This is a genomic window from Luedemannella flava (assembly GCF_039528515.1).
GTDB lineage: Bacteria > Actinomycetota > Actinomycetes > Mycobacteriales > Micromonosporaceae > Luedemannella > Luedemannella flava.
The window spans coordinates 49116-61994 of the sequence record NZ_BAAALT010000029.1 but is presented as its reverse complement, the minus strand read 5'-3'; the positions used below and the strand labels follow the sequence as shown (position 1 = coordinate 61994).

The 12879-nt window shown below is 70.4% G+C and carries 11 protein-coding genes; 3 read left to right on the top strand and 8 right to left on the bottom strand.

Features of this window, described 5'->3' with window-relative positions:
• Positions 1-108 precede the first annotated feature (108 nt).
• The 4 genes from ABD211_RS06365 to ABD211_RS06350 all read right to left on the bottom strand — a co-directional run bounded on the left by ABD211_RS06365 (position 109) and on the right by ABD211_RS06350 (position 4025).
• A complete protein-coding gene (locus ABD211_RS06365; RefSeq protein WP_344127199.1) occupies positions 109-567 on the bottom strand; it encodes a peroxiredoxin in 459 nt (152 codons plus the stop codon).
• A gap of 68 nt (positions 568-635) precedes the next feature.
• Complete coding sequence (locus tag ABD211_RS06360) at positions 636-1070, bottom strand: DUF3052 domain-containing protein (protein ID WP_344127197.1); 435 nt, start codon at positions 1068-1070, stop codon at positions 636-638.
• 176 nt (positions 1071-1246) lie between these two features.
• Positions 1247-3550: a thiamine pyrophosphate-dependent enzyme gene (locus ABD211_RS06355; protein WP_344127195.1), complete on the bottom strand. Its 2304-nt coding sequence runs from the start codon at positions 3548-3550 to the stop codon at positions 1247-1249.
• Between the two features lie 70 nt (positions 3551-3620).
• Positions 3621-4025 (bottom strand): YjbQ family protein, encoded by a 405-nt coding sequence (locus tag ABD211_RS06350; RefSeq protein ID WP_344127193.1) that lies wholly within the window; start codon positions 4023-4025, stop codon positions 3621-3623.
• A gap of 242 nt (positions 4026-4267) precedes the next feature.
• Between ABD211_RS06350 and aceE the strand changes: the two genes are divergently transcribed.
• Complete coding sequence (gene aceE, locus ABD211_RS06345; RefSeq protein ID WP_344127191.1) at positions 4268-7027, top strand: pyruvate dehydrogenase (acetyl-transferring), homodimeric type; 2760 nt, start codon at positions 4268-4270, stop codon at positions 7025-7027.
• Between the two features lie 74 nt (positions 7028-7101).
• Here the strand turns inward: aceE and ABD211_RS06340 are convergent, their stop codons facing one another.
• Positions 7102-7467, bottom strand: a complete 366-nt coding sequence (locus ABD211_RS06340; protein ID WP_344127189.1) for a DoxX family protein — start codon at positions 7465-7467, stop codon at positions 7102-7104.
• 132 nt (positions 7468-7599) lie between these two features.
• On the opposite strand from ABD211_RS06340, the gene ABD211_RS06335 reads away from it, so the two are divergent.
• Positions 7600-7947: a winged helix-turn-helix transcriptional regulator gene (locus ABD211_RS06335; RefSeq protein WP_344127207.1), complete on the top strand. Its 348-nt coding sequence runs from the start codon at positions 7600-7602 to the stop codon at positions 7945-7947.
• A 142-nt stretch (positions 7948-8089) separates the two neighbouring features.
• Here ABD211_RS06335 and ABD211_RS06330 read toward each other — a convergent pair whose 3' ends face one another.
• From ABD211_RS06330 to ABD211_RS06320, 3 genes are all read right to left on the bottom strand, one after another.
• Positions 8090-9010 (bottom strand): hypothetical protein, encoded by a 921-nt coding sequence (locus tag ABD211_RS06330; RefSeq protein ID WP_344127187.1) that lies wholly within the window; start codon positions 9008-9010, stop codon positions 8090-8092.
• Complete coding sequence (locus ABD211_RS06325) at positions 9007-9348, bottom strand: PadR family transcriptional regulator (protein WP_344127185.1); 342 nt, start codon at positions 9346-9348, stop codon at positions 9007-9009. The genes ABD211_RS06330 and ABD211_RS06325 overlap by 4 nt, the downstream gene beginning before the upstream one ends.
• Before the next feature lie 433 nt (positions 9349-9781).
• A complete protein-coding gene (locus tag ABD211_RS06320) occupies positions 9782-11116 on the bottom strand; it encodes a L,D-transpeptidase (protein ID WP_344127184.1) in 1335 nt (444 codons plus the stop codon).
• A 205-nt stretch (positions 11117-11321) separates the two neighbouring features.
• On the opposite strand from ABD211_RS06320, the gene gltX reads away from it, so the two are divergent.
• A complete protein-coding gene (gltX, locus tag ABD211_RS06315) occupies positions 11322-12755 on the top strand; it encodes a glutamate--tRNA ligase (RefSeq protein ID WP_344127183.1) in 1434 nt (477 codons plus the stop codon).
• The last annotated feature ends 124 nt before the right edge of the window (positions 12756-12879 follow it).

Here is a 12879-nt window from a genome sequence, read left to right as displayed (position 1 = left end):
GGGCCGGCGATGCCATTTGATCAAGAAAGTGCGAAAGTCGAGCGGGGACTTCCATCCAAGATCCGCGCGGGACCGTGCCACGCGGGTGCGGCGCGGTGGCGGGTGTGGTTAGGCGAGGTCGGCGAGGGTCTTGCGCCAGGCGTCCTGGTCGCGGGCGTCGCCGGGGAGGTTCATCTCGGCGAAGCGGATGATGCCCTCGCGGTCGATGATGAAGGTGCCCCGGTTGGCGAAGCCCCGCTCCTCGTTGAACACGCCGTACTCGCGGGCCACGCCGCCATGCGGCCAGAAGTCGGACAACAGCGGGAAGTCGTAGCCCTGCTGGTCGGCCCAGACCTTGTGGGCGTACGGGGAGTCGACGCTCACCGTGAGCACCTGGGTGGTCTCGTTGGCGAAGTCGCCGACGTTGTCCCGGACCGAGCAGAGCTCGCCCTGGCAGGTGCCGGTGAAGGCCAGCGGGTAGAACACCAGGAGTACGTTGCGGCCACGCAGGTCGGACAGGCGTACTTCCTGGTTGTTCTGGTCCTTGAGGACGAAATCGGGCGCCTCGGCGCCGACGTCGAGCGGCATGCGAAAACCTCCGTGTGATCAGCTCACCTGCGAGCATCGCACGGACGAATTTCCGGGAACCCCCAGGGTTAACGACGCTGCTTGGCGCCTCGCGGGGTGACCAGACGCGCGCCGCTCCAGTCGCGGCCGACGCTCAGGGTGGAGGTCTGCTGCAGGCCAGCCGTCGGCGCCGACTCGGTGATCTCACTCGGCTCGACGTGGCCGTCACGGCCTGCCTTGGGGGTCAGCAGCCACACGACGCCGGCCTCGGCCAGCGGCGTGAGCGCGTCAACCAACATGTCGACCAGGTCGCCGTCGCCGTCGCGCCACCACAGCAGCACGGCGTCGACAACCTCGTCGGTGTCCTCGTCGACCAGGTCGCCGACCCGGTCCATCAGGGCGTCACGAAGATCCTCGTCTACGTCGTCGTCGTATCCGATCTCCATGACGACCATGCCCGACTCGATGCCGAGCCGATCCGGCAGGCTCTTAACGCCGTCGGCCTGACCCGCGGTCGCGCTCACCGTCGATGCCTCCTCGTCCTCACTGACGCTCTCGGTGCGCCCGCACCATTAGCGGGTAGTCCACACAACCTGGGCGCCGCGCGCAAGTGGCGCACCGATTACTTGTGAAGATACGGCCTCTGCCAGGGGTCTTAACCGCGGGGCACACAGAAACCACCCAGGAAGCAGACACCGGGTCAGCGTCGCAGCAGGTCCCGCGCGCCGGCCATCACCGCCTCCTCGGACACCAACAGGTGCTGGGCGGCCGCGCCGAGCGGGATGAACGAGTCGACGGCCGACACGCGCCGCGCCGAGCCCTGGTAACCCGCGTCGACCAGGGCCGCGAGGACGCCCTCGCCCACGCCGCCGCTGCGGCGCGTCTCGTCGACGATGAGGACCCGGCCGGTCGCGGCGGACTCGCGGACGATGTCGGCGACCGGCAGCGGCGCGAGCCACCGCAGGTCCACGACGCGTACGCCGACGCCCTCGGCGGCCAGCCGCGCGGCGGCACGCAGCGACATCCGTACGCCGTTGCCGAAGGTGAGGATCGTGAGGTGCTCGCCAGCGTGGTAGACGCGGGCGCGGCCGATCGGCGCGTGGTCGCGCGCCCAGTCGCCGGGCGGGCCGTAGGGGTGCAGCCAGGCGTTGTCGCCCTCGGCGTACAGGTCGCGGGTGTGGTAGAGCGCGATGGGTTCGACCATCACGCACACGGCGCCCTCGGACTCGGCGGCGGCGAAGCAGGTGCGCAGCATGGGGGCCGCCTCGGCGGCGCTGGCGGGCACGCCGACGACCAGGCCGGGGATGTCGCGCAGCACCGCGACCGAGTTGTCGTTGTGGAAGTGCCCGCCGAAACCCTGCTGATAGGCGAGCCCTGCTACCCGTACCACCATGGGGTTCTTGTAGGCGCCCTGCGAGAAGAACTGCATCGTGGCGGCCTCGCCCCGCAGCTGGTCCTCGGCGTTGTGCAGATAAGCAAGATACTGAATCTCTGGTACGGGCAGGAGCCCGCCGCTGCCGGCGCCGAGCGCGAGGCCCAGGATCGACGTCTCGTCCAGCAGCGTGTCGAAGACCCGGGTGCGGCCGAACCGGCCGCGCAGGCCCTTGGTCACGCCGTAGACGCCGCCCTTCGCGGCGACGTCCTCGCCGAAGATCACGACGCCGGGGTTGGCCACGAGCGCGTCCGTGAGGGCCGCGTTGATCGTCTGGGCGAGGGTGAGCGGGCCGCCGTCCTCGGGCAGCTTGCCGCCGAACGCCTGGGACCGGGCGCCGAGCGCCGGGCCGGTCGCGGCGGCGGCCACGTCGCCGACGGCGCGGGCCACGCGTACCGGCTTGCGCGGCGCGAGTGGGGCGACGATCTCGGCGGCGGTGGCGAGCTTGGGTTCGGCGATGACCTCCTCGGCGACCCGGCGCACCCGCCAGCCGACCTCGTCGTAGCGGGCCAGCACGTCCGTGGCGCTGATGACGCCGGCGTGCACGAGCAGCGACGCGGTGGCGACGAGCGGGTCGCGGTCCACGTCGGCGGTGATCTGGGCGGCCGGCCGGTAGGCGACCTCCGCGTCGGCGCCCGCGTGACCCATGAGCCGGACGACGGACAGGTGCAGCACGGCGGGTCTGCGCTCCGCGCGGACCCAGGCCGCCGCCGCCACCGCCGCCTCGTACGCGGCGACGATGTCGCAGCCGTCGGCACTGAAGTAGCGGATGCCGGGGCGGCTGCGCAGCACCGACTCGACCCAGCCCTCGGGGGACCTCACGCTGATGCCGAGGCCGTTGTCCTCGCACACGAAGAGCAGGGGCAGCCGGTAGTCGGAGTGCTCCGCCCAGCCGGCGGTGTTGAACGCGGCCTGGGCGCTCGCGTGGTTGACCGACGCGTCGCCGAAGGAGCAGACGACGATGGCGTCGTCGGGGTACCCCGTGGGGGCGGCGACCCGCTGCGTGGCGGCGCCGGGCGGGATCGGCCCGACCCCGGGCCGGCGGGCGTGGCGCAGGTCGCGCTGCTCGATGGCGTACGCGAGGCCGACGGCGCGCGGCAGGTGCGACGCGATCGTCGAGGTGGTCGGGATGACGGCCAGGTCAGGGTGGCCGATCACCTTGTGCCGCCCGCCCGCGATGGGCTCGTCGGCCGACGCCACGATGCCGCGCAGCACGTCGCGGATCGCGTCGGGCCCGTTCGGCACCTGTGCCGCACGGGCGCAGTAGAACGCGCCGGAGCGGTAGTGCAGCAGCGCCGGGTCGGTGGGCGTCACGGCCGCGGCGACCGCCGCGTTGCCCTCGTGGCCCGACGAGCCGATCGTGTAGAACCCCTCGTTGAAGCTGCGTAGCCAGCGCGCGGCCAGGTCGAGGTGTCGGCTGGCGAGCTGGGCGTCGAAGAGTTCCAGGGCGGCCGCGCCGGTGAGTGCGGCGCCTTCCCGGATCGACGCGGTGGGGTCGGCACTCTCGGACGGGGCGGCGAGGGCGCTCACCGAGGCACGGAAATGCTCGTCGAGCTCCTGGGGGGTGGTCACACCCCAGGATGACCGACGAGGGCCCGTCCGTGCCACTGCCGTGGCCACTTCTCTCGACGGGCGGTCAGCGTCAGCCGGGGAGGAAGGAGAGGCGGACCTGGCGGGTGGGGTTGTCGCCGTTGGGGTCCACGAGGCAGATCGACTGCCAGGTGCCGAGGGCGACGCGGCCGCCGATCACGGGCAGGGTCGCGTGCGGCGGGATGAACGCCGGCAGGACATGGTCGCGGCCGTGGCCGGGCGAGCCGTGCCGGTGGCGCCACCGGTTGTCCGTCGGCAGGACGTCGTCGATGGCCGTGAGCAGGTCGTCGTCCGAGCCCGCGCCGGTCTCGATCACGGCGATGCCGGCGGTCGCGTGCGGCACGAAGACGTTCACCAGGCCGTCGCCCTGGCCGGCGACGAACCGGGCGACCTCGTCGGTGATGTCCACGACGCAGGGCTCGGCGCCGGTCCGGACCGAGAGGACATGGGTGCGCATCCGGACACCTTAGGCCGTACCCCCTGAAGATCATTTCACGGCCGGGAGTACGGCTATGCGTAAGTTCGTTACGCCCGTGGTCCGGGTTGTTACTGGTCGGTACATGTGTTCGTCGTCGCGTTGCGGGCCCGTCGGCGTGACGATGGATACGTCGAGGGGGCAGGATGACAGGAGAGGGGTCCTCCCCACCACACCCAACCGTCGGCCACGAGCCGACGGGGACATACGACGAAGGAACGCCTGTGGCCACCGAACGCAAGCGACCGGTGATCAGCGACGGCCTGCCGAGCCAGCTGCCCGACATCGACCCCGAGGAGACCTCGGAGTGGATCGATTCGTTGGACGGCGTGATCGACGCGGGTGGGCCGAAGCGCGCCCGGTACATCATGCTGCGGCTGCTCGAGCGCGCCCGCGAGCGCCAGGTCGGCGTGCCGCCGCTCACCACCACGGACTACATCAACACGATCGCGCCGGAGCGCGAACCGTGGTTCCCCGGCGACGAGAACGTGGAACGCGCCATCCGTCGGTACATCCGGTGGAACGCCGCCATGCTGGTGCACCGCGCGCAGCGGCCGGGCATCGGCGTGGGCGGGCACATCTCGACCTTCGCCAGCTCGGCCAGCCTGTACGAGGTGGGCTTCAACCACTTCTTCCGGGGCAAGGACCACCCGGGCGGCGGCGACCACATCTTCTTCCAGGGGCACGCCTCCCCGGGCATGTACGCGCGCGCGTTCCTCGAGGGCCGCCTGACCGAGCACCAGCTCGACGGGTTCCGCCAGGAGCTGTCGCACGCGGGCCCGGGCGGGGGCCTGCCGTCCTACCCGCACCCGCGCCTGATGCCCGACTTCTGGGAGTTCCCGACCGTCTCGATGGGTCTGGGTGGTATCAACGCCGTCTACCAGGCGCGGTTCAACCGCTACCTGCACCACCGGGGCTTCAAGGACACCAGCCAGCAGCGCGTGTGGGCGTTCCTCGGCGACGGCGAGATGGACGAGCCGGAGTCGGTCGGCGCGCTGTCGCTGGCGGCCCGCGAGGAGCTGGACAACCTCACTTTCGTGGTCAACTGCAACCTGCAGCGCCTCGACGGCCCGGTGCGCGGCAACGGCAAGGTCATCCAGGAGCTGGAGGCGTTCTTCCGCGGCGCGGGCTGGAACGTGATCAAGGTCGTCTGGGGCCGGGAGTGGGACCCGCTGCTCGCGGCGGACGTCGACGGCGCCCTGGTGAACCTCATGAACGTCACGCCGGACGGCGACTACCAGACGTACAAGGCCGAGTCCGGCGCGTACGTCCGGGAGCACTTCTTCGGTCGCGACCCGCGCACCCGCAAGCTCGTCGAGGGCATGACCGACGACGAGATCTGGGGCCTCAAGCGCGGCGGCCACGACTACCGCAAGCTCTACGCGGCATACAAGGCGGCGACCGAGCACACCGGCCAGCCGACCGTCATCCTGGCCAAGACCATCAAGGGTTGGACGCTGGGTTCGAGCTTCGAGGGCCGCAACGCCACGCACCAGATGAAGAAGCTGACGCTGACCGACCTGAAGTCGTTCCGCGACCGTCTCTCCCTGGACGTGCCGGACTCGGTGCTCGAGGCCGACCCCTACCAGCCGCCGTACCTGAAGCCCAACGCCGACGAGCTGGCGTACCTGAAGGAGCGGCGCGCGGCGCTCGGCGGGTCGATCCCGTCGCGGCGCACCACGACGATCCCGCTGAACCTGCCCGACAACAAGGTCTACGCGGACCTGAAGAAGGGCTCGGGCAAGCAGAAGGTCGCCACCACGATGGCGTTCGTCCGCCTGCTCAAGGACCTCATGAAGGACAAGGAGATCGGCAGGCGCTGGGTGCCGATCATCCCGGATGAGGCCCGCACGTTCGGCATGGACTCGCTGTTCCCGACGGCGAAGATCTACTCCCCGCACGGGCAGAACTACACCCCGGTCGACCGGGAGCTGTTCCTGTCCTACCGGGAGGCGACGACCGGGCAGATCCTGCACGAGGGCATCGACGAGGCCGGCTCGGTCGCGTCGTTCACCGCGGTGGGCTCGAGCTACGCCACCCACAACGAGACCATGATCCCGGTCTACATCTTCTACTCGATGTTCGGCTTCCAGCGCACCGCCGACGGGCTGTGGGCCGCCGCCGACCAGATGACGCGCGGCTTCCTGCTGGGCGCCACCGCCGGCCGGACCACGCTCAACGGCGAGGGCCTGCAGCACGAGGACGGGCACTCGCTGCTCATCGCGGCGACGAACCCGGCCGTCGTGGCGTACGACCCGGCGTTCGGCTTCGAGATCTCGCACATCGTCGAGGACGCCCTGCGGCGGATGTACGGCGAGAACCCGGAGAACATCTTCTACTACCTGACCGTCTACAACGAGCCGATCCACCAGCCGGTGGAGCCGGAGAACGTGGACGCGGCGGGCCTGCTGAAGGGCCTCTACAAGTACCTCCCCGCGCCGGCGATCGAGCCGTCCGCGGCGCACGCCACCGTGCCGAAGGCGCAGATCCTCGCCGCCGGCACCGGCATGCAGTGGGCGCTCAAGGCGCAGGACCTGCTCGCCACCGACTGGGGCGTGGCCGCCGACATCTGGTCGGCCACCTCCTGGACGGAGCTGCGCCGCGACGCGGTCGAGGTCGAGGAGTGGAACCTCATGCACCCCGACGCGGAGCCGCGCACGCCGTACGTGACGCAGGCGCTCAAGGGCGCCGAGGGTCCGGTCATCGCGGTCAGCGACTTCATGCGGGCCGTGCCGGACCTCATCTCGCGGTGGGTGCCCGGCGACTACGTCTCGCTCGGCACGGACGGCTTCGGCCTGTCCGACACCCGCCACGCGCTGCGCCGCCACTTCCACGTGGACGCGGAGACGATCGTGGTGGCGACGCTGCGCGAACTCGCCCGCCGCGGCGAGGTGCCGGCCTCCGCGCCGTCGGACGCCTTCCGCAAGTACGCCGTGGACGACATCACCGCCGCCCCGGTCGGCGAGACCGGTGGCGACTCGTAGGTCCCTAACAACGGACAGCGGCCGTCGCCTTCTCCAGGCGACGGCCGCTGTCCGTTCACGCGACCAGGGCAGGGTCAGAGCCAACTGGTGGCGAGCCATGCCGTCGCGACGGCGGCGGCCAGGAGGCCGATGTTGAGGCCGATGACGCGGGTCTCACCACGGGAGACGTGGACGACAATGCCGCCCACCTGGATCAGCGCCAGGCCGATCGCCGCGACGAGCGCCAGCACCGGGGCGATCCCGGTCAGCGGCGGCAGGATCAGGCCGACAGCGCCGAGGATCTCCAGGGTGCCGATGAGCCGGACCGCCGGCATGGGAATCTGGTCGACCCAGGCCATCATGGGCCGGAGCTGGTCCTGGGTCCGGCTGACCTTCAGGCCGCCCGCGTAGAGGTAGAACAGCGCCAGCAGCCCGGCGAGGATCCAGTAGGCAATATGCACGGCAGGGCCTTTCCAACAGGATGGTTACTGGTCGTAACCAGCCCTATCATGGGGCACTATTGAGGGCCCTACAAAAGGCACACGCGTGTGCGTTGGGCACAGGGAGCTGTCGTGGAGTACGAGCACACCTGCATGATCCGGGGCGACGGTGGCCGGACGATCCGCGCGATCCTCGACCGGATCTGCAACAAGTGGACGCTGTTGATCGTGGCAACCCTGGACGGCGGCACGCTCCGCTTCACCGAACTGCAGCAGCAGATCCCCGGCATCTCCCAGCGCATGCTGACCCTGACCCTGCGCAACCTCGAACGCGACGGCCTGGTCTCCCGCACGGTGTTCGCGGAGGTCCCGCCCAGGGTCGAGTACGCGCTCACCCCGACGGGCAGGAGCCTCATCCCACCGGCGCTGACCCTGGCCAACTGGGCGATAACCAACGTGCCCGCGATCGAGGCCAGCCGCGCCGCCTACGAACAACGGTGACCTGCCTTGACGCCGGCGGGCAAGGTCTAGCGTCGTGGGCATGCGGATCGGAGAGCTGGCGCAGACGGCCAACACGAGCACCCGCACGCTGCTGGTGTTCCGCGGACGCCGCTTCGCCAGCTCATGGACGCTCACGCGGCCGTCAGGTGAGCTCGACGCGGCCCCGGGCGCGACGCAGCTTCTGCACCAGGTCGACCACGCCCAGGATGACGAACATCAGGAGGGCGAACTTGACGACGTCGTCGGTGGGTCGCGCCCGGTAGACGGGGCCGGCGACGAGCACGGCGGCCATCACTGCGGTCAACACGACGGTGAGCCAGATGTCGACGCGCCGCGACCGGTCGTCCCACCGGCCCCGGACCACGAGGTATCCCAGGAACACCAGCTCGGCGCCCAGCACCGCGAGGATGGCCGGCGCGCCCCACCGCAGGAACCCCGGGTCGTACTCGAACGCCGCGTACGCCGCCGGGGCGGCCCGTCCGCCGAAGAGCACGTCGAGCATGAGGTCCGGACGGATCAGCACGAACGTGCCGACCGCGGCAGCCGCCAGGCCCACCGCGCCGCCGACCCGGTTGAACCGCTCGCGCGGGACCCGCGGCCGCCACTCGGCGCCGCTGGGCCACCGGCCGCGGGCCCAGCGGGCGACGGCGAGCCCACCGGCGAACAGGCCGCCCCACAGCAGCGACAACGTGACGGTGCCGTACCAGAAGCGCTGCAGCACGAGGAGCGCCTCGCCGCCCTCCCGCAGGGCCGTCGCGAGACTGACGATCCCGGCGACAACCGCGCCACCGACCACCGCCGCCCGCAACGACACCGGGTCGGGAGGGACGACGACAACGCCGGCCGGCGCGTAGCGGGCGGCCACGTCGGCCGGGCGCCCGAACGCCCGCAGCATGTCGAGCGCCACCTGCTCGTCGGGCAGCCCGTCGGCCGCCGCCCGGGCGCCGGCCAACTCGTCGGCGAGCAGCCCGCGCAGCTCCAACGCGAGGTCGGCCCGCTGGTCACGGGGCAGATACGCTACGACGTCCGCCACATAGGCGTCCAATAGCCGGTCCGCGTTCATGACGGCCCACCCTCCAGGAGTTGGTCCACGGTCTGGTGCAGGCCGCGCCACGCGTCGGCCAGCTTGCGGTAGAGCACGCGCCCCTCGGCGCTCAGTGTGTAGTAGCGGCGCGGCGAGCCCTCGTCCGTGCGCCATTCGCTGACGAGGACGCCCTGGGACTCCAACCGCCGCAGCAACGGGTAGAGCGTGCCCTCCTCGATCGGCATGCCCCGGTCGGCGAGCGAGCGCCGCAGCTCGTAGCCGTACCGAAAGGTGCCGAGCTGCGACAACGCGGCGAGCACCACGACGCCGCGCCGCAGCTCCAGCTCGAGCTTGTCAAAAGCACCCTCAACCCCCATGCACCACATAGTACTGTGTGCCACACAGTCCCGTCCACGAAAAGATCTTCGGGCCCTCCGGCCGTCCCAACGACCGACTGTCCAACCGTTGGCGCATCCGCTACGACGTGGCCGTGGTCGGGTACGACAACTGGGAGGTGCTGGCCGCGGACTGCCGGCCGCCGCTGACCACCGTGGACCTGGACCTGGAGCGCCGCCGCGGTCGCGTACCTGCTGGAGGCCCTGGACGGCAGTCGCCGGGCCGGGGTCATCCGCCAGCCCGGTCGCCTCGTGGTCCGCGAGTCCACCGGCCCTCGTCCGCGCCAGGCGTGAGGGATGCTCCGCACGCTTGCTGAACCTCTGTGGCACTGCTGTGGCACCGGACCGGAACGCCTACAGCAACACGGCGCGGCGACCGATCCGGTCGCCGCGCCGTGGGCTGTGTAGGTCGCCGTTACGGCGTGGCCGACGGGTCCGGGGTCGGGGTGGCCTCCGTGCCACCCTCGGTCGGCTCCGGCGGGATCGGCAGGGCGCTGCCGTCGGTCCACTTCTTCCAGCTCAGCTGCCAGTCACCGAGGCCGTCGCGCGGGTCGAGCTGCTTGCCCGTGTTCTTCACGTCGATGACGTCGCCGGGGCGGAAGTTGTCGAACATCCAGTAGATGAAGCTCGGCCCGATGTTGATGCAGCCGTGCGACGTGTTCTGCTTGCCGTGCGCCCAGATGTTCCAGTCGGCCAGGTGGAAGAACTCGCCGGAGTTCGAGATCCGGACCGCCTTCTTGATAAGTGAGTCGTAGTAGTTGGGCGAGTTCTTGTCGGTGATGCCGAAGCTCGCCGACGTCATCCGGTACTCGTTGTGCTTCAGCATGACCACGTGCACGCCGCTGTACGTCCGGAAGTCGATCTTCTCGCCGTTCGCGCCGGTCTCGACCTGGTCCTTGCCCATGCTGATCGGGATGCCGGCACTGACGTCCTTGCCGTTGATCTTCTTGACCTGCTTGCCGTCGAAGTAGACCTTCATGCGCTTGGTCTTGGCGTCGGCGATGGCGATGTGCGAGGCGCCGATCTTGAAGGAGGCGGAGACGTCCTGCTGGCCGTAGAGGCCGTTGCCGAGGTTCTTGCCGTAGACGCTGGCCTTCACGGTCACCTTGGTGCCCGCCGGCCAGTACTCCTTGGGGCGCCAGTGCACCTCACGGTTGTCGAACCAGTGCCACACCCCGTACACCGGCGGGTCGGTCTTGACGGTCAGCGACTCCTCGGCGGCCTTCTTGTCCTTGATCGGCTCGTCGAACCAGACCGTGATCGGCTGGCCGACACCGAAGGTGCCGCCGTCGAGCATCGTGCCGTAGTTGGCGCGCAGGTACGGCAGGGTCAGGTTCTTCGGCTTGACCGTCGTGAACTTCGTCGTCTGGTCGTACGTCTTGCCGTCGGCGCCGGTCGCCGTCACCTTCATGGTGTACGTCTTGTTGTAGCCGAGCTTCTCGGTCACCTGCCAGCTGCGACGGTCGGCGTCGAACTCGCCCTTGACGGCCTTGCCGGACGAGTTGGTGAGCTTCACCTCGGTCAGCGAGCCCCCGTTGATCTCCGCTCCGATCGGCCCGGCCGGGGAGACGTTCTTGGCATTGGCGGCGGGCGTGACGGTCAGCGCCGACTCGCCGGGGCCGGCGGTGGCGCCGGGGCTCGCGGTGGCATCGCCGGGCGAGTGCCACTTCGCATCGGCGGACGAGCCGCACGCACCGGTCAGCGCGACCGCGACCGTCAACGCGAGCGCCGCGGCGACACGCAGCCTCACCTGCCCAGACCGCAACATGACGACTCCTCCCACATACCGCCAGTAGGCGCGCCGGGGCAAGACCCGGCGCACCTGCACCGGAGGCTACTTCGTCGAATCAACCCCTGCATACCCGCCGTATCGGCGAGTGGCAATTGCCCTATATGTCCCTCGACCCAAGGAACCTGGTTGCGAACACGTACCGCCCCGGACCTACGCTGAACGCGTGACGGTACGCGTACGCTTTGCCCCATCTCCGACCGGCATGTTCCATGTCGGCGGCGCCCGGTCGGCCCTGCAGAACTGGATCTATGCCAAGCAACACAGCGGCACCTTCGTGCTGCGCATAGAGGACACCGATCTGTCGCGTAACCGACCCGAGTGGATCGACGGCATCCTGTCGGCGCTCGACTGGATCGGCATCGCCCGCGGCACGTACGAGGGGCCGTACTTCCAGTCCGAGAACGCCCAGGCGCAGCGGGCCGCGGCCGGCCAGCTCCTGCGCGACGGCCGGGCCTACTACTGCGACTGCACCCGCGAGCAGGTCACCGAGCGGGCCGCGGTGCGCGGCGGCGCCGCGCAGTACGCCGGGTACGACGGCTTCTGCCGTGACCGCGGCCTCGAGGCCGCCCCCGGCCGCGCGCTGCGCTTCCGCACGCCCGACGAGGGCGTGACCACGGTCGTCGACCTGGTCCGCGGCGAGCCCACGTTCGAGAACAGGCTCATCGAGGACTTCGTCATCGCGCGCGGCGACGGCTCGCCCGTCTTCCTGCTCGCCAACGTCGTCGACGACATCATCATGAAGATCACCCACGTGATCCGGGCCGAGGAGCACCTGCCCAACACCCCCAAGCAGCAGCTGCTCTGGGACGCGCTCGGTGTGACCCCGCCGATCTGGGCGCACGTGCCGGTCGTGGTGAACGAGAAGCGGCAGAAGCTGTCGAAGCGCCGCGACAAGGTGGCGCTGGAGGCGTACCGGGCCGAGGGTTACCTCGCCGACGCCATGCGCAACTACCTCATGCTGCTCGGCTGGGCGCCGAGCGGCGACCGGGAGATCGTCCCGTGGGACGTCATCGAGGACGAGTTCCGCCTGGAGGAGGTCAACCCCTCCCCCGCGTTCTTCGACGAGAAGAAGCTGCGCGCGTTCAACGGCGAGTACATCCGCGCGCTCAGCGTCGCGGACTTCATCGAGGCGTGCCAGCCCTGGCTCACCGGCGAGATCGGCGGCGCCCGGGTGGCCCCCTGGCCCGCCGAGGCGTACGACCCGGCGGTGTTCGCGGCGGTGGCCGAGCTCGCGCAGACCCGGGTGGCCATCCTCTCCGAGATCATCCCGAACGTGGACTTCCTGTTCCTCGACGAGCCGGAGGTCGACGAGGCCGCGTGGGCCAAGGCGATGAAGGAGGGCGCGGCCGACCTGCTCGGCGCGGCGATCTCCGCTTTCGAGGCCGCGCCCGACTGGGCGGCCGAGCCGCTCAAGACGGCGCTGGAGGAGGTCGGTCTCGCCCGCGGTCTCAAGCTGGGCAAGGCCCAGGCCCCGGTCCGCGTCGCGGTGACGGGCCGCTCGGTGGGCCTCCCGCTGTTCGAGTCCCTCGAGGTCCTCGGCCGCGACCGCACCCTGGCCCGCCTGCGGGCCGCACTCGGCCGCCTTACGACCGCCTGATACCCGCCCTCCACGCCGCCTCGCCGCTACACCCCACCGCGCTCCGCGCGGTGCATCCGACGTTGACCGTTGGACCTGTTATCCGCGCCGGAATAACCGGCCTGGCGGTCCAAATGTCGGGCGG